Source organism: Embleya sp. NPDC025285 (assembly GCF_055558835.1).
On the sequence record NZ_JBVHLU010000017.1, the window covers coordinates 123584 to 139178 of the forward strand.

13 protein-coding genes are annotated in these 15595 nt (G+C 73.1%); 10 read left to right on the forward strand and 3 right to left on the reverse strand.

Annotation, left to right across the window (positions count from 1 at the left end; translation table 11 throughout):
• Window positions 1-86 precede the first annotated feature (86 nt).
• Together ACZ4FV_RS14265 and ACZ4FV_RS14270 are read right to left on the reverse strand one after the other, a co-directional pair.
• A complete protein-coding gene (locus ACZ4FV_RS14265; RefSeq protein WP_395868137.1) occupies window positions 87-677 on the reverse strand; it encodes an NAD(P)H oxidoreductase in 591 nt (196 codons plus the stop codon).
• 48 nt (window positions 678-725) lie between these two features.
• Window positions 726-1811 carry an NADP-dependent oxidoreductase gene (locus ACZ4FV_RS14270; protein WP_395868136.1) on the reverse strand — a complete coding sequence of 362 codons (1086 nt, stop codon included), beginning with the start codon at window positions 1809-1811 and terminating at the stop codon, window positions 726-728.
• 184 nt (window positions 1812-1995) lie between these two features.
• Between ACZ4FV_RS14270 and ACZ4FV_RS14275 the strand changes: the two genes are divergently transcribed.
• The 8 genes from ACZ4FV_RS14275 (at window position 1996) to ACZ4FV_RS14310 (ending at window position 12859) form a co-directional block, all read left to right on the forward strand.
• Window positions 1996-5313: an AfsR/SARP family transcriptional regulator gene (locus ACZ4FV_RS14275; RefSeq protein ID WP_465322707.1), complete on the forward strand. Its 3318-nt coding sequence runs from the start codon at window positions 1996-1998 to the stop codon at window positions 5311-5313.
• 494 nt (window positions 5314-5807) lie between these two features.
• Complete coding sequence (locus tag ACZ4FV_RS14280; RefSeq protein WP_395868132.1) at window positions 5808-6164, forward strand: arsenate reductase family protein; 357 nt, start codon at window positions 5808-5810, stop codon at window positions 6162-6164.
• A 281-nt stretch (window positions 6165-6445) separates the two neighbouring features.
• The gene (locus ACZ4FV_RS14285; protein ID WP_402230166.1) at window positions 6446-9322 is read left to right on the forward strand and encodes a Na+/H+ antiporter subunit A; all 2877 of its coding nucleotides are present in this window, start codon (window positions 6446-6448) and stop codon (window positions 9320-9322) included.
• Window positions 9319-10113 (forward strand): Na(+)/H(+) antiporter subunit C, encoded by a 795-nt coding sequence (locus ACZ4FV_RS14290; RefSeq protein ID WP_402230168.1) that lies wholly within the window; start codon window positions 9319-9321, stop codon window positions 10111-10113. Before ACZ4FV_RS14285 ends, ACZ4FV_RS14290 begins: the two co-directional genes overlap by 4 nt.
• Window positions 10110-11681: a Na+/H+ antiporter subunit D gene (locus ACZ4FV_RS14295; protein WP_465322708.1), complete on the forward strand. Its 1572-nt coding sequence runs from the start codon at window positions 10110-10112 to the stop codon at window positions 11679-11681. Before ACZ4FV_RS14290 ends, ACZ4FV_RS14295 begins: the two co-directional genes overlap by 4 nt.
• Window positions 11678-12247, forward strand: a complete 570-nt coding sequence (locus tag ACZ4FV_RS14300; RefSeq protein WP_402230170.1) for a Na+/H+ antiporter subunit E — start codon at window positions 11678-11680, stop codon at window positions 12245-12247. Before ACZ4FV_RS14295 ends, ACZ4FV_RS14300 begins: the two co-directional genes overlap by 4 nt.
• On the forward strand, window positions 12244-12507 hold the full coding sequence (locus ACZ4FV_RS14305; RefSeq protein ID WP_395868127.1) for an MrpF/PhaF family protein: 264 nt from the start codon (window positions 12244-12246) through the stop codon (window positions 12505-12507). Before ACZ4FV_RS14300 ends, ACZ4FV_RS14305 begins: the two co-directional genes overlap by 4 nt.
• A 1-nt stretch (window position 12508) precedes the next feature.
• The gene (locus ACZ4FV_RS14310; RefSeq protein ID WP_395868125.1) at window positions 12509-12859 is read left to right on the forward strand and encodes a cation:proton antiporter; all 351 of its coding nucleotides are present in this window, start codon (window positions 12509-12511) and stop codon (window positions 12857-12859) included.
• Between the two features lie 100 nt (window positions 12860-12959).
• Here ACZ4FV_RS14310 and ACZ4FV_RS14315 read toward each other — a convergent pair whose 3' ends face one another.
• Complete coding sequence (locus ACZ4FV_RS14315) at window positions 12960-13388, reverse strand: type II toxin-antitoxin system PemK/MazF family toxin (RefSeq protein WP_395868123.1); 429 nt, start codon at window positions 13386-13388, stop codon at window positions 12960-12962.
• 405 nt (window positions 13389-13793) lie between these two features.
• Between ACZ4FV_RS14315 and ACZ4FV_RS14320 the strand changes: the two genes are divergently transcribed.
• Together ACZ4FV_RS14320 and ACZ4FV_RS14325 are read left to right on the forward strand one after the other, a co-directional pair.
• Window positions 13794-14573, forward strand: a complete 780-nt coding sequence (locus ACZ4FV_RS14320) for a sirohydrochlorin chelatase (RefSeq protein ID WP_402230175.1) — start codon at window positions 13794-13796, stop codon at window positions 14571-14573.
• A 13-nt stretch (window positions 14574-14586) separates the two neighbouring features.
• Window positions 14587-15156, forward strand: a complete 570-nt coding sequence (locus ACZ4FV_RS14325; RefSeq protein ID WP_465322709.1) for an urease subunit beta — start codon at window positions 14587-14589, stop codon at window positions 15154-15156.
• Window positions 15157-15595 lie beyond the last annotated feature (439 nt).

Below are 15595 nucleotides of genomic sequence, written 5' to 3' on the forward strand. Positions count from 1 at the left end.
GGGTTCAAGCGTCGGCTGGGCTGGGTGGTTCGGGTGGAAGCGCCGGTCGGGTCTTTGGGGCCCGGCCGGCGCTGTTGGGTTGGGGGTCAGGGGGTGAAGGTGGTGAGGACTTGTTCTGCTTCGGTGAGGAGGGTGGTGTCGTGGGCGCCGGTGGCTACCGTGTCGTAGAAGAGGTGGACTCGGGCGTTTTCGATGCCGCTGAAGTTGGTGATGCCGATTCGGAGGCGGCGGTCGAGGAGGTCGTCCCAGCCGCCCTTGGTGAAGTGTTCGTGGGAGTAGCCGGCCAGGCCGAGCCACAACATTCGTTTTCCGGCCAGGCGTGGGCGGCTGCGGCCGTAGGCAAAGCCGTAGTTCCATACCCGGTCGATCCAGCCCTGGAGTAGCGCGGGCAGCCCGAACCACCACACGGGGAAGACCACGACGATCGTGTCCGCGGCCTCGATCCGGGCCATCTGCGCGCGTACTTCCGGGCTGTAGTGCTTGTCCCGGTCGGCCCAGTCGGGTTCGTCCTCGACGGTCATCCGCGGGTCGAAGCCCTCGGCGTGCAGGTCGAGTACGTCCACGGTGTGGCCGTCGGCCAGCAGCCGATCCCGGACCCGCGCGGCGACCCGGGCGGTCAGCGAGTCGGCCCGGGGGTGGGCGAGGACGACGAGGGCGTGCGGCGCGTCGGTGGTCATATTGGGGCCTTCCTCGGTGGTGGTACCGGTCGGAGCGGTGGGGCCGGGTCAGTCGGCCAGGCGGACGAGCATCTTGCCGGTGTTGGCGCCGCCGAGTACGCCGAGGAAAGCCGCGGGGGCCTGCTCGATGCCCTCGAACACGGTCTCGTCGGTGCGCAGCGAACCCTCGGTCAGCCAACCGATCGCGCGCTCGGTGAACTCGGGGAACAGCGCGAAGTGGTCGGTGACCAACAGGCCGCGCAGGTTCAGCCGCTTGATGTACGCCTGGAAGAGGTTGCTCGGGCCGGGCACCGGCTCGGTGGCGTTGTAGCCGCTGATCGCGCCGATCAGCGCGAACCGGGCGCCGACCTTGGCGTTCGCGATGGCCGCCGCCAGGTGGTCGCCGCCGACGTGGTCGAGGTAGACGTCGATGCCCTCGGGCGCGGCCTGGGCGAGTTGGTCGCCGATCGCACCGGCCCGGTAGTCGAGCGCGACGTCGTAGCCGAAGTCGGTACGCAGCCGCTCGGCCTTGGCCGGGCCGCCGGCCGAGCCGATCACCCTGGCCGCCCCCAGCTTGCGGGCGATCTGGCCGGCCACGCTGCCGACCGCGCCCGCCGCGCCGGAGACGAACACCGTGTCGCCCGCTCGGACGGGGGACACTTCGGTCAGCGCCGCGTACGCGGTCAGGCCGGGGGTGCCCAACGCGCCCAGGTACGCCTGGGCGGGGACGGCGGAGGTGTCCAGGACGACGGCGCCGGCCGCGTCCACGACCGCGTACTCGCGCCAGCCGGCGAAGTGCGACACGGTCGCGCCGACCGGGACCGCGTCGGCACGGGAGGCGATCACCTCGCCGACCGCGCTGCCGTCCAGGACCGCGCCCAGCTCGAACGGCGGTATGTACGACTCGACGTCGTCCATCCGACCGCGCATGTAGGGGTCGACCGACATCCAGGTGTTGCGGATCAGGAGCTGACCCTCGCCCAGCGCCGGGATCGCGGCGGTGACCAGCTCGAAGTCGGCGGCGGTGGGGGTGCCCACCGGGCGGGCCGCCAGGCGGATCTCGCGGCCGGTGGTGACAAGGTTGCCGGCGGCGGCGGCAGGGGCAGCGGCGGCGGTGCCGGTGGTGGCGGCGTCGGCGTTGGCGTTGACGGACATGGTGGGGCTCCCTGTTTCGGTGCTTCCCGGGCCGCGGTGTGTGCTGCTCGGGGTGTCTTGTTCGGGCCGTCCCGAACTCGATGACACGACTGTGCCGCCGGCCGCGCACGGAATCCTGGGGGTCTACGCACGGGCGCCGGCGGTCCACCGTCAGAGGCCGGTTGACCTGCGCTAACGTGGCGGCATGCGCTTCGGGGTGATGGGTCCGCTGGCGGTGTGGACCGCGGACGGACAGCCGGTTCGCGTCCCGGAGTCGAAGGTGCGCGCGCTGCTCGCGGACCTGCTCGTGCATCGGGGCCGGGCGGTTTCGGCGGATCTGCTCGTCGAGGACCTGTGGGGCGCGGACCCGCCGGGCAATCCGGCGAACACGCTCCAGACCAAGGTCTCCCAACTGCGCCGGGCCCTGGAGGCGGCCGAACCCGGCGGGCGCGAACTGGTCGCCTACCGCCCGCCCGGCTACGAGCTGCGGGTCGAGGCCGGTGCGGTGGACGCGGACCGGTTCGCCGAGCTGACCGCGCGGGCGCGGGCGAGCGCCGACGCGCGGACCCGGGCCGGCTTGTTCGCGGACGCGCTCGCGCTGTGGCGTGGGCCGGCGTTCGCCGACTTCCGGGACGAGGAGTTCACCCGCGCGGCGATCACCAGGCTGGACGAACAGCGGCTGACCGCCCTGGAGGACCATGCCGAGGCGCGTCTGGAACTGGGCGAACACACCTTGCTCGCCGACGAGTTGGGTGAGCTGGTGGCGCTGCATCCGGTTCGGGAGCGGCTGCGTGCCGCGCATCTGCGCGCGCTGTACCGGTCCGGGCGGCAGGAGGAGGCGTTGGCGGGGTACGCCGAGCTGCGCGAGCGGTTGGCGGACGAACTGGGCCTGGATCCGGGGCCGGAGCTGGCGGCGTTGCAGCGGGCGATCCTGGCGCAGGATCCGGGGCTGGCGCCGGTTTCCGCAGCCGGCTCGGCGGCGGGGTCCGTGCCCGGCGCCGCGTCCGGGGCCGCACGGGTCGGCGCGGCGACGGGCTCGGTGGGTTCGTCGGCGGACCCGGCGGGAGGTTCGACGGGTGCGGCGGGGCGTGCGCGGTCCAACCTGCCTGCCGCGTTGACCGAGTTGGTCGGTCGGGAGGACGCGGTGTCCGAGGTCGGCAAGCTGCTCCGGGCCGCCCGGCTGGTGACCCTGACCGGCCCCGGCGGGGTGGGCAAGACCCGGCTCGCGCTGGAGTGCGCGGCCCGGGCGATGGACGACTTCCCGTTCCCGGACGGGGTGTGGCTGGTCGAGTTGGCCGGCCGGCGCGATCCGAGCGGCGACGACCTGGCCGATGCGATCGCCTCGGCGCTGGGCATCCGGGACGAGGTCGCGGCCGGCGCGGGACATGTCGCGGCCCAGTCGCGGACCCGGTTGGCGGACGCGCTGCGTGGCCGTCGGCTGCTGCTGGTCCTGGACAACTGCGAGCACGTGATCGAGCCGATCGCCGAGTTGGCGGACCTGTTGCTGCGGGCCGCGCCCGACGTGCGGATCCTGGCCACGAGTCAGGAACCGCTCGCGGTGGGCGGCGAGGCGCTGAGCGTGGTGGGGCCGCTGGTGGTGCCGGACGCCGGGGCGGATCCGGCGGCGTTGGAAGGGTCCACGGCGGTACGCCTGTTCGTGGCCCGAGCGGCCGCGGCGGCGCCCGGCTTCGTACTGGACGCATACACGGCGGACGCGATCGCGGCGATCTGTCGGCGTCTGGACGGGATCCCGCTGGCCCTGGAACTGGCCGCGACCCGGGTGCGCGGGCTCGGCGTTCACGGTCTCGCGGCGCGGCTGGACGACCGGTTCCGGGTGCTAGGCGTGGGTCGGCGCGGGGTGCCGGCCCGGCAGCAGACGCTGCGCGCGATGATCGACTGGAGCTGGGAACTGCTCGGCGCACCGGAACGGATCGTGCTGCGCCGGTTGGCGATTCACGCGGACGGGTGTGCTCCCGAGGCCGCCGAGGCGATCTGCTCCGGCGACGACGTGGCCCGGGTGGACGTGCTCGACCTGGTCGGTCGGTTGGTCGACCGCTCGCTGGTGGTCGTGGTGGAGGGGCGGTACGGGCCCAGGTACCGGCTGCTGGAGTCGGTCGGCGCGTACTGCGTGGAACACCTGCACGCGGTGGGCGAGTTCGACGTGGTGCAGGCTCGACACGACGGCTATCTGGCCGAGTTCGTCGAGCGCGCCGGGCCGCGGTTGTACGGCCGCGATCAGTGCGAGTGGCTCGCGCGGCTGGACGCGGAGAGCGGGAACCTGCGCGCCGCGTCCGATGGCGCGGCCCGGCGCGGGGACGCGGGGCTCGCGTTGCGGTTGGCGGGTGGGGCGGCGTGGTACCGGTTCCTGCGTGGGCGCCACCGTGAGGCGTGGCGGGCGTTGGACGCGGCGTTGGCGGTCGAGGGTCGCGCGCCGGCCGCGTTGCGCGCGTCGGCGGGAGCCTGGCGGGCCGGGTTCGCGATGGTGATCGGCGACGGCAGCGATCTGGTACGGCAGAGCCGCGACGCGCTGGCGGCCTACGACGGGATCACGGAGGGGCGGGCGCGGGCCGAGTGGTTCCTGGGCCTGGCCCACCTGCACGTGGGGGACGCGGACGCGGGTGGCGAGCTGATCGATCGGGCCCTGGCGGGTTTTCGTGCGGCGGACGACGCGTGGGGGATCGCGGCGGCGTTGACCGGTCGGGCGAAGGCGGTGATGTTCCGCGGCGACCACGTGGCGGCCGGCGAGGCGGCGGCGGACGCCGCGGCGCGGTTCGCGGTGTTGGGCGAGCGCTGGGGGCTCGTCCAGGCGTCGGATCAACTCGCCTATGTGGCCGAGGTGTCGGGCGAATACGACCGGGCCGCCGAGCTGCATCGCGAAGGGCTGCGCGGGGCCGAGGAGTTGGGCCTGTGGACGGATGTGTCGTACCGGTGGTCCGGGCTGGGTCGGATCGCGTTGTTGCGGGGTGACTTCGGGTCGGCCGAGGATTTCCACAAGCGGGCGCGTCGGCTCGCGGTCGAGCGGTCGGACCGGTTCGCGGAGGAGTTCGCGACGGTCGGGCTGGGGCTCGGCGCGCGACGTGCGGGGGACCTGGCGGGGGCCGAGCGGCACCTGCGCGGTGCGCTGGAGTGGAATCGTCGACTGCACGAGGACTACGGCGTGCCGTTCTACGGGGTGACGCTGTTGTTGGCCGAATTGGGCTTTGTGGCGGAACTGCGCGGGGACGCGGTCGGTGCGCGGGACCTGCACGAGGAGGGGTTGGCGGCGGCGCGGTCCTCGGGTGATCCTCGGGCGGTCGCGCTGGCGCTGGAGGGGCTGGCCGGGGCCGAGTCGATCTCGGGCCGAGCGGCGGAGGCGGCGACGCTCCTGGGCCGCGCGGAGGTGCTTCGGGCCTCCATCGGCGCGCCGTTGCCTGTCGGCGAACGCGGCGACGTGTCGCGGATCGCGGCGGCGGCCGGGAAGACACTCGGCCCTGCGGCCTATGCGCGGGCCTTCGACGAGGGCCTCAAGCGCGGGCCGGGTTGAGGGGTTCGGTGGGGCTTGGGTGTCGGTTGGGTTGGGTTGGCTTCAAGCGCCGGCCGGGCTGAGGGGTTTCGGCGGGCGTTGGGTGTCGGTCGGGTTGGATTGGCCTCAAACGCCGGCCGGGCTGAGGGGTTTCGGCGGGCGTTGGGTGTCGGTCGGGTTGGATTGGCCTCAAACGCCGGCCGGGCTGAGTGTCGTTGGCTGATTTCGAGCTGGTGTCGTGGGGCGTGTTGGGTTGGCTTCAAGCGCGGGCCGGGTTGAGGGGTTCGGTGGGGCTTGGGTGTCGGTTGGGTTGGGTTGGCCGCAAGCGCCGGCCCGGCTGAGGGGTTTCGGCGGCTCGATCGAAGCCGACGTTGCCTGATGCCTTGCCGAGGAGACCGAACGTGGATGGTCGGGGGTTGGCCAACGGGTTCTCGGGCACCGGCCTGACTGTGGGGTTCGTGGGTGCTGGGTGGTTGGGAGGGTGGGGTTTTGGTGGGGTAGTAGCGTCCGGGGGTATGGAGATTTGGGTTAATCCTGCGTGTTCGAAGTGTCGGTCCGCGTTGTCGTTGTTGGATGAGGGGGGCGTCGAGTACACCGTGCGGCGGTATTTGGAGGAGCCGCCGAGTGTGGATGAGCTCGAGGCGGTGTTGGGGCGGTTGGGGTTGGAGCCGTGGGACATCACGCGTACCGGTGAGGCGGTTGCGGGGGAGTTGGGGATGGGGACGTGGGGGCGTACGACCGGCGATCGCGGGCGCTGGATCGCCGCGTTGGCGGAGCATCCGATTCTGATCCAGCGGCCGATCATCACCGCCGACGACGGCGCCACCGTGGTCGGGCGCACGCCGGAGGCGGTGCGCTCGCTGCTCGACTGAGGTGGTGACGCGTTCCCCCTCGGGACGGCGCGCCGCCGCGGTGGGGTGTGTTTTCCATCCTCTTTCGGGCTCCTCGCTGCGCTCGCCGCCCCGGCGAAACGCCCACGTGGAACCACTGGGCGGGCGCTTCGCCGGCACTCCGACGCACGGTGCCGGACGCCACGGAGTCCGACGGGGGATGGAAGGCACGCCGTAGGGCCGATCGCCGGTGCGGGTGGAAAAACGAGGGACATATGCCCGATTAGTGCTGATTTGGGCGTAATGCACCATAACGTAGCGTCATGATCTTCTCGGTGGCCTCGTACTTCGTGGTCGCGGCGATTGCTCCGTGGCTGATTCGACGCCTCGGGCGGAACGCCTTTCTCGTGCTCGCCGCGCTCCCGGTGGCGACCACGGGGTGGGCACTGGCCCAGGCCGCCTCGGTGTTCGACGGCGAGCCGGTGGTCGAATCGCGCCCGTGGATCCCCGAGCAGGGCGTCTCCCTCGCGTTTCGATGCGACGCGCTCGCGCTGCTGATGGTGTTCCTCGCGGCCGGCGTGGGTGTTCTGGTCCTGGTGTACTGCGCGCGCTACTTCGCCGCGGACGAGCCCGGGCTCGGCGCGTTCGCCGGAGTCCTGGTCGGCTTCGCCGGCGCGATGATCGGACTGGTCACCACCGACGACCTGATCCTGCTGTACGTGTTCTGGGAGCTGACCACGGTCTTCTCCTACCTGCTGATCGGTCATCGCAGCGAGCACCGGGGCTCGCGCCGGGCCGCGATGCAGGCACTGACCATGACCACCTTCGGCGGACTGGCGATGCTGGTCGGGCTGATCCTGCTCGGCGAGCGGGCGGATACCTACCGGCTCTCCGAGATCCTCGCCGACCCGCCCGGCGGCACCGTGGTGACCACCGCGATCGTGCTGATCCTGGTCGGCGCGCTGTCCAAGTCGGCGATCGTGCCGTTCGGTTCCTGGCTGCCCGCCGCGATGGCGGCGCCCACCCCGGTCAGCGCGTACCTGCACGCGGCCGCGATGGTCAAGGCGGGCGTGTACCTGGTCGCCCGCCTGGCCCCCGGCTTCGCCCAGGTCATGCCCTGGCGGCCGATCGTGCTGATCGCCGGCTGCGCGACGCTGCTCCTGGCCGGATGGCGGGCGCTGCGCGAGGACGACCTCAAACGAGTGCTCGCCTACGGCACCGTCAGCCAACTCGGCCTGCTGATCGTGGTCACCGGCGCGGGCAACCGGGACGCGGCGCTCGCCGGCATCGCGATGCTCGTCGCACACGCCCTGTTCAAGGCCACTCTGTTCCTGGTGGTCGGCATCATCGACCACGCCGCCGGCACCCGGGATCTGCGCCGACTGTCCGGCCTGGCCAAGGCCATACCGATCACCTGCGTGGTCGCGGTGGTGGCCGCGCTGTCCATGGCCGGGCTGCCGCCGATGGTCGGGTTCGTCGCCAAGGAGGCCGTGTACGAGGCGTTTCTGCACCGGGGCCGCACCGACTCCATCGTGCTGGGCGTGCTGGTCGCCGGCTCCGCGCTGACCGCCGCGTACAGCCTGCGCTTCGTCTGGGGCGCCTTCGCCCGCAAACCCGGCGTACCCACCACCGGCTGCGAACCGTTCGGCGGACTGCTGCTCGGCCCCGCGCTCCTGCTCGGCACCGGCTGCCTGGTGCTGGGCCCGGCGGCAGCGTCGCTGGACCACTGGATCTCGTCGTACGCCGACGAGTTCCCGGCCGAAGGGACCGACTATCACCTGGCCCTGTGGCACGGCCCGGGTACCGCGCTGTACCTGTCCTGCGCCGCGATCGGCGTGGGCATCGTGCTGTTCCTGGCCCGCGAGCCGGTGGTGCGCCTGCAACTGGCCACCGCGCGGATCGAACCCTCGCGGCTGTACGACGCGCTGGTGCGCGGTGTGGACCGAGGCGCCCTGCAACTGACCGGCACCACGCAGCGCGGCTCGATGCCGGTCTATGTCGGGGTGATCCTGCTCAGCCTGATCGCGACCACCGCCTCGATCGCGCTCGCCCACCTCCCGCTGCCCTTTCCGCATCCGCCACGCTGGTCCGACTCGGCCGCGCAGGTCGTGGTCGGCGTACTGGTCGCCGCCGCCGCGCTGATCGCCGCCGGCACCCGGGACCGGCTGCCCGCCGTACTCCTGGTCGGCGTCACCGGCTACGGCTGCGCGACGCTGTTCGTCCTCCAGGGTGCCCCCGATCTCGCGCTCACCCAAGGACTGGTCGAGACGGTCAGCGTGGTGGTGTTCCTGCTGGTGCTGCGCCGACTCCCGCGCCGGTTCGCGAACACCACCCGGCCGGGGCGCCGGGCCGTGCACATCGGCTTGGGCGTGCTCACCGGTGTGGTGCTCGGGGGCGTCGCGATCTCCGCGTTCGCCGCGCGCACCCACCCGCCGGTGTCCCAGGCGTTCGCCGCCGCTGCGAAGGAGGCGGGCGGCAAGGAGATCGTCAGCGTCCTGCTCGTGGACATCCGGGCCTGGGACACGATGGGCGAGATCGCCGTCCTCGCGGTCGCCGCGATCGGCGTGACCAGCCTGATCTTCGTGCGCCGGGCCCACGGCCTGCCGCGACCCGGCGACGGGGCACCGAACCCGCCGACGCCGCCCGGCGGGACCCACCCGCCGGGCGAGCCGGACCCGGCGGCAGAGCCGATCCCCGGGCCGGTCGTGGTCGGCACGCTCGCCCCCGAGCGGCGCACGGTGCTCTTCGAGACGGTCGCGCGGGTCGCCTTCCCGACCGTGCTGGTGTTGTCGCTGTACTTCCTGTTCAGCGGCCACTCCACACCCGGCGGCGGCTTCGCCGGCGGGATCACCGCCGGCCTCGCGCTGCTCCTGCGCTACCTCGCGGGCGGGCGTTACGAACTGGCCGAGGCCGCGCCGTTGCCCGCCGGGCGGCTGCTCGGCGCGGGCCTGGTGATCAGCGCGGGCGCCGGCCTGGTCGGCCTGATCGTGGGCGGCTCGGCGCTGCGCAGCACGGTGGTAGACGCCACGCTGCCGCTGTTCGGCGACGTGCACATCGCGACGTCGGTGTTCTTCGACATCGGCGTCTACCTGCTGGTGATCGGCCTCGTGCAGGACGTGTTGACCGCGCTCGGCGCGGAGCTGGACCGACGCATCGAACAGACCCGGGACCGGGACGCCGAACGGACGGTGATCGTATGAAGAGCCCGACGATGATCCTGGTACTGACCGCCGCCGTCCTGGTGGGCGTCGGGGTGTACCTGGTGCTGGAACGCAGCCTGACCCGGGTCCTGCTGGGCGTGGTGCTGATCGGCAACGGGGCCAACCTGATCGTGCTCGCCGGCGGTGGTCGCGCGGGCGGCGCGCCCGTGCTCGGGGTGACCTTGCCGAGCGCGATGAACGATCCGCTGCCGCAGGCGATGGTGTTGACCGCGATCGTGATCACGCTCGCGGTGACCGCGTTCGTGTTGTCGATGGTGCACCGGCACTGGGAACTCACCGGGACCGACGAGATCCAGGACGACGCCGAGGACCTGCGCGTGGGGCGGCGTGCCGAGCGGGGCAACCTGCGCACCGAACACCGGCGGCTGCGCCGCGAGTTGCGCAGGCAGACGGCGGAGCGTCGGGCAGTGGTGCGGCGGCTGGCGGTGGAGGCCCGGGCGAACTACGCCGACGAGTGTCGACGGCTGGGCGTGGACGAGCGAGGGCAGGGCGGCCGGCCCGAGGCGCAGCGGATCGTGGGCGAGCGGCGCGAGGAGCTGAAACTGCGGCTGCGCGGGATCAAGTCCGAGCACCGCATCCAGCAGGCCGAACTGCGGGCCCGTTTCCGGCGGGCGCGGCGCGAGCTCAATCGGCAGGCGCGGGCCGAACGGGCTGCCGTCGCCCGCGCGGACAGCGTGGTGGACGCGGTGCCCGACACCGAGTTCCCGCGCCGCGTCGATCCAACGGGCCGAGTCCGTGACGAGCAGGGCCGGAACAGGCCCCGCCGATGAATCATCTGGCGCCGCTGCCGGTCTTGTTGCCGCTGTTCGGCGCCGGGCTCAAGCTGGCGATCGGCGCCCGACTGCCGCGCGGCCAGCGGGTGATCAGCATCGGGGTGCTGACCGCGGTTCTCGGCGTGGCGATCGCGCTCCTGGTGGCCGCGGATCGGGACGGTCCGGTGGTGGCCAGGCTGGCCGGATGGCCCGCGCCGACCGGGATCGTGCTGGTCGCGGATCGGCTGTCCGCGCTGATGCTGGTGGTCTCCTGCGCGGTCACCCTCGGCGTCCTGGTCTACTCGATCGGCCAGGGCCGTGCGGACGAGGACGAGGCCACGCCGCTGTCGGTGTTCCACCCCACGTACCTGATCCTGGTCGCGGGGGTGGCGGACGCGTTCCTGGCGGGCGACCTGTTCAATCTGTACGTGGGCTTCGAGGTGTTGCTCGCGGCCAGCTACGTGTTGTTGACCGTGGGCGGCACCGCCGCCCGGGTGCGCGCGGGCGCCGGCTACGTGGTGGTCGGCCTGCTGTCCTCGATGGTGTTCCTCGCCGCGATCGCGATGGTCTACGCGGCGACCGGCACGGTCAACCTGGCCCAGCTCGCGGTACGGCTGCCCGAGGTGGATCCCGGCGTGCAACTGGTGCTGGAATCGATGTTGCTGATCGGATTCGGGGTCAAGGCGGCGGTGTTCCCGCTGTCCGCGTGGCTGCCCGACTCGTACCCGACCGCGCCCGCGCCGGTGACCGCGGTGTTCGCCGGACTGCTGACCAAGGTCGGTGTGTACGCGATCATCCGGGTGCAGACGTTGCTCTTCCCGGACGGACATCTGCGCGCACTGCTCCTGGTGGTGGCCGCGTCGACGATGATCGTCGGCATCCTGGGCGCGATCGTGCAGAGCGACCTGAACCGACTGTTGTCCTTCACCCTGGTCAGCCACATCGGCTACATGGTGTTCGGCATCGCGATCGCGAGCGCGGCGGCCCTGGCCGGCACGGTGTTCTACACGATCCACCACATCACCGTGCAGACCTCGCTGTTCCTGGTCACCGGGCTGATCGAGCGGCGCGGCGGGAGTACCGACCTGGGCCGGCTCGGCGGGCTGGTGCGGCTGTCGCCGGCGCTCGCGGTGTTGTTCTTCGTACCGGCGATGAACCTGGGCGGGATCCCGCCGCTGTCCGGATTCCTGGGCAAGTGGCTGCTGTTGCAGGCGGGCGCGGAGAGCGGCACGCCGGCCTCGTACGTGCTGATCGGCGCGGCGGTGGGGACCAGCCTGTTGACGCTGTACGCGATGGCCCGGGTGTGGGGGCAGGTGTTCGGCAGTTCGCCGGACACCTCGGGTGCGACCGCGTACTCCTCCGGCGCGAGTCTGAGCGGGCGTGATGTCGCGGCCACCGGCGGGGCATTGCCGCGCGCGATGACGTACGCGACCTGCGCCCTGGTCGCGGTGGGGTTGGCCTTCACGGTGCTGGCCGGTCCGCTGGTCGCACTGGTCGATCGCACGGGTGTGGAACTGGTGGGCCGGGTCGGCTATGTCGACGCGGTGCCGCTGCCGGGCGGGTTCGAACGCGGGGCGGGCCGATGAGCGCGACCCGGATTCGGGCGGTGTCCCGGCGCGGGCGGATCTCGCCGCTGTTGGTGGTGTGGTTGACCGCCGTGTGGGTGGCGCTGTGGGGCACGCTGACCGTCGCCAACGTGCTGACCGGGATCGTGGTCGCGGTGCTGCTGTCGGGACTGCTGCCGCTGTCGTCCGGTCGGGGCAGGCTCGCGTTCCGGCCGTGGGGGCTGGCCCGGTTCGTGGCGATGTTCGTGGGTGACCTGGTGATGTCCTCGCTGCGGGTGGCGTGGCAGGCGTTGTGGCCGGGCAGGTTGCCGCGCAGTTCGGTGGTGGGGGTCGAGTCGGCCACCCGCTCGGACGTGCTGCTCACGCTCACCGTGCTCGCGCTGAACGTGATGCCCGGCAGCATCGTGATCGAGATCCGTCAGGGCCGGCCGACCACGCTGTTCATCCATGCCCTGGGCGCCGATACGCCGGCCTCGGTGGCGGCGGCCCGGCGGGCGGTGGTGCGCCTGGAGGCCCGGGTGGTCGCCGCGTTCGGTACCCGTGCGGAACGCGGCGTGTCCGCGGCAGACCCCGGAGGTGGTTCATGAACGCGTTCGTCGGCGGTGCCGTGATCGTATTGCTCGGCGGGGCCGCGGTGGCGGCCCTGATCCGGCTCGTGCGCGGGCCGTCGACCCTGGACCGGGCGGTGGCGGTGGACATGCTGCTCGCGGTGGTGTTGGCCGCGATCGCGGCGGAGGCCACCTTGAACCGACACACCACGACCGTGCCGGTGCTGCTGGCGCTGGCCCTGGTCGGCTTCCTGGGCTCGGTGTCGATCGTGCGCTTCTCGGCCCGCGAGGACGGCTGACGTGCGGGCCGGCGAATTCGCCGACGGCGCCTCGGCGGTGTGCCTGCTCGCGGGTTGCGCGCTCGCGTTCGTCGCGGGCGTGGGGCTGCTGCGCTTCCCGGACACGTTGTCCAGGATGCACACGGTGGCCAAGCCGCAGGTGCTCGGCCTGCTGCTGGTCACGCTCGGTCTGGGGCTGCGGCTGCGCAGCGGGATCGACATCGGGATGCTGGTGATGGTGGGGTTCTTCCAACTCACCACCGTTCCGGTGGCGACCCATCTGGTGGGGCACGCGGTCTATCGGCTGCCGCAGTTGCCGACCGGGGACCTGGCCGTGGACGAACTCGCGGACGGGGTCGACCCGAAGAGCTGAAGGTCGTCGGCGGGCAGGCGGGCAGGCGGGCAGGCGGGCAGGCGGGCGGGCGGGCGGGGGGCGGGCGGGGCCGCACGCGGTGGCAGGGCGTGGCGTCTTGTCAGCGGACCCGGTGGGCGCGGCTGATCCGGGACCACACGCGTCGATCGCAGACGCCCGCCGGGCGGCGGAAGGCGTCGTGGCCGATCGTGCGCAGCGGTCCGGTCTCCAGCCAACTGCGGCGCTCCGCGCCCGGATCCCAGGTCTTGGTGGGCATGCGCACATAGCGGTCGCGGGTGCTCTGGTCCCGGCTGGTGATCTTGAGCACGTCGGCGCCGCGCGGTCCCACCCGGACCACCAGGCACGGGCGGTCCTTGGCGGTGTCGCCCTCGTCGAAGGGCACCGAGGCCCACCAGATCTGACCGGGGGCCGGGCGGGACGAGCGGCCGGACGGCACCGGCGGCGGCGGGGTGCGCGGCCGGCGGGTCACGAACCACACGAGAGCGGCCGCGAGGAGGACGACCACGAGTGCCGGGACGAGGAACTTCATGATGCCTGTCTACCCGATCCGCGCCCGACTCCGGGAGGCCGAGGCCCTCGCCGGATGGTCATATTTCACTCCGATGCGCGAGGTTGGCGGGTCGCCCCGGCGGATAGTCGGGACGAGACAACCCTCGACCCAGGCCACCGGGCCTGCGGCTCGCGTACGTCACGGGTCCGCGGGGCAGTCGCATCCGAGGCCCGCGACCGGCGTGCCCGCACGCCGGTCGGTCGGGCCCGCGCCCGGCCGCTCGGGGCCACCGCACGTCCCGGGGCCGAGCCGGCTCTCGGTCGTACCCGCCGCAGAAAGGAATTCACGATGAATCCGGAACCCCGCGAGATCGACGAGCCCAAGGCTTCGGCATCGGCCGGCGCCGGGGCGATGTCCGGCGTCGACCCGATCGGCGGCTGAGTCGTGTCGGAGCGGGTGGCGGTGGTGGCGGTCGGCGGCCACGAGAGTGCGAACGGCGCGGCGCTGCCGGGGCTGTTCGGGCCCGAGGTGACGTCGGTGGCGTGCGGACGGCAACTGCACCGGGCGGTGTGCGCCTTGCTGCGGGGCGGAGCGGAGCGAGTGTGCGTGGTGCCGATCACGTTGGGCCGGGACGCGACGCTGGTCGCGGACACGGCGCGCACCCTGCTCGCGCTGCCGGCGGCGGAGCGGTCCCGGGTGCTGCTGGGCCGGCCGTTCGCCGGTACGGAGCAACTCACCGAGTGGCTGCGCGCGGCCGCCGCGCGAGTGCCGGCGCGGGCCGCACTGCTGATCGCGGCGCCGGCGGGGGAGCCGCACGAGGACGCCGAGTTGTACCGGATCGCGCGCCTGGTGTGGCAACACGGCACGCATCGGATCGTCGAGGTCGCGCTGATCGGCGGTGATCCGGACCTGGGCCGGGCGCTGGAGCGCTGCCGGGTGTTGGGCGCGGTGCGCACCGTCGCGCTGCCCGCGTCCTTCGTGCTGCCGCCCGTTCCGGGCGTGGCACCGCTGCTGTCCGGGCCGGCGGCGGCCGGGGTGCTGGCCGCTCGGGTCGGCCTGGCCGTCGAGCGCTTCCGCGTGCACGGCGACGACGGCCTCGCGGCGACCGGCGCGCACTGGCCCGTGCACGCCCATTCGGACCGGCCGGCGCTCGATCACGCCCATCCGCTCGGCCGGGCGCACGGACGCGAGTTCGTGCACGCGTCCCCCTTCCCCGTCGCCTAGGAGCGTCGATCCCATGGTCATGGCCCGACCACAGCGGTACCTCTACCGCGACGACCCGGCCGCGCCGGCCCCTGACCGGCCCGTGTTGACGGTCTCGGTGCGCAACTCCGGCGCCGGTGTGATCCGGGTCGGATCGCACTACCACTTCGCCGAGATCGACCCGGCGCTCGTGTTCGACCGCGCGGCGACTTTCGGCATACGAGCCAACATCGCGGCGGGTACGTCGATCCGGTTCGAACCGGGCGGCACGCGCGAGGTCGAACTGCGCCCGTTCGCGGGTACGGGCCGCCTGGTGGGCTGCACCGACCTGGCACACGGCCCCGCCGCCGGGCGGCCGGCCCGGCTCAAGGCGACGCTGCGGGCGATCGAACACGGCCTGCGCGAGGCGCACGCGCGGGCGCAGACTGGCGGCACCGACCCCACCGCGCCGCAGCCCGCCGAGGCGGAGCGGCCTGCGGGTTCGGTACCGGCCACCGCCAGGGCCGGCAGACCACCCAACCGGCCGGCCCCACGCAAACCGGGAGCCGGCCCCCCGGCAAAGCCCTCACCCACGACGCGATCCACCCGAAAAGGCACCCGCTGAAGCCGAATCCGGGACGAATGTCGGCCCGGGCCCGGGCTCCGCCTCGGCTCTGGCTCCGCCGTGGCTCCGGCTCCGGCTCCGGCCCGGGTTCCGGCCTCGGTTTCCGGCCTGGGCTCGGCTCGACTTCGGCTCTGCCCCCGACCTGCTCCGTCCCCGACCCGGTTCCGTCCCCCGACCCGGTTCCCTCCCCAGACTTGGCCCCGGCCCGGCTCCGGGTTTGGTTCCAGCCCCGGCCTCGGTTCCAGCCTCGGCTCGGCTCGACTTCGGCTCTGACCCCGACCAGCCCCCGACCTGCTCCGCCCCGACCCGGCTCCGTACCCAGACTTGGCCCCGGCCCGGCTCCGGGCCCGGCTCGGGCTTTGGCTCCGGCCCCGCCTCGGTTTCCGGCCTGGGCCCCGACTTCGGCTCCGACCCGCCTCCTGCCCCGCCCGTGGCTCAG

Coding starts and splice junctions, on each gene's coding strand:
- ACZ4FV_RS14295 (WP_465322708.1), top strand. CDS start 10,110: ATGAATCATCTGGCGCCGCTGCCGGTCTTGTTGCCGCTGTTCGGCGCC.
- ACZ4FV_RS14275 (WP_465322707.1), top strand. CDS start 1,996: ATGCGCTTCGGGGTGATGGGTCCGCTGGCGGTGTGGACCGCGGACGGA.
- ACZ4FV_RS14315 (WP_395868123.1), bottom strand. CDS start 13,388: ATGAAGTTCCTCGTCCCGGCACTCGTGGTCGTCCTCCTCGCGGCCGCT.
- ACZ4FV_RS14290 (WP_402230168.1), top strand. CDS start 9,319: ATGAAGAGCCCGACGATGATCCTGGTACTGACCGCCGCCGTCCTGGTG.
- ACZ4FV_RS14265 (WP_395868137.1), bottom strand. CDS start 677: ATGACCACCGACGCGCCGCACGCCCTCGTCGTCCTCGCCCACCCCCGG.
- ACZ4FV_RS14305 (WP_395868127.1), top strand. CDS start 12,244: ATGAACGCGTTCGTCGGCGGTGCCGTGATCGTATTGCTCGGCGGGGCC.
- ACZ4FV_RS14325 (WP_465322709.1), top strand. CDS start 14,587: ATGGTCATGGCCCGACCACAGCGGTACCTCTACCGCGACGACCCGGCC.
- ACZ4FV_RS14285 (WP_402230166.1), top strand. CDS start 6,446: ATGATCTTCTCGGTGGCCTCGTACTTCGTGGTCGCGGCGATTGCTCCG.
- ACZ4FV_RS14300 (WP_402230170.1), top strand. CDS start 11,678: ATGAGCGCGACCCGGATTCGGGCGGTGTCCCGGCGCGGGCGGATCTCG.
- ACZ4FV_RS14270 (WP_395868136.1), bottom strand. CDS start 1,811: ATGTCCGTCAACGCCAACGCCGACGCCGCCACCACCGGCACCGCCGCC.
- ACZ4FV_RS14280 (WP_395868132.1), top strand. CDS start 5,808: ATGGAGATTTGGGTTAATCCTGCGTGTTCGAAGTGTCGGTCCGCGTTG.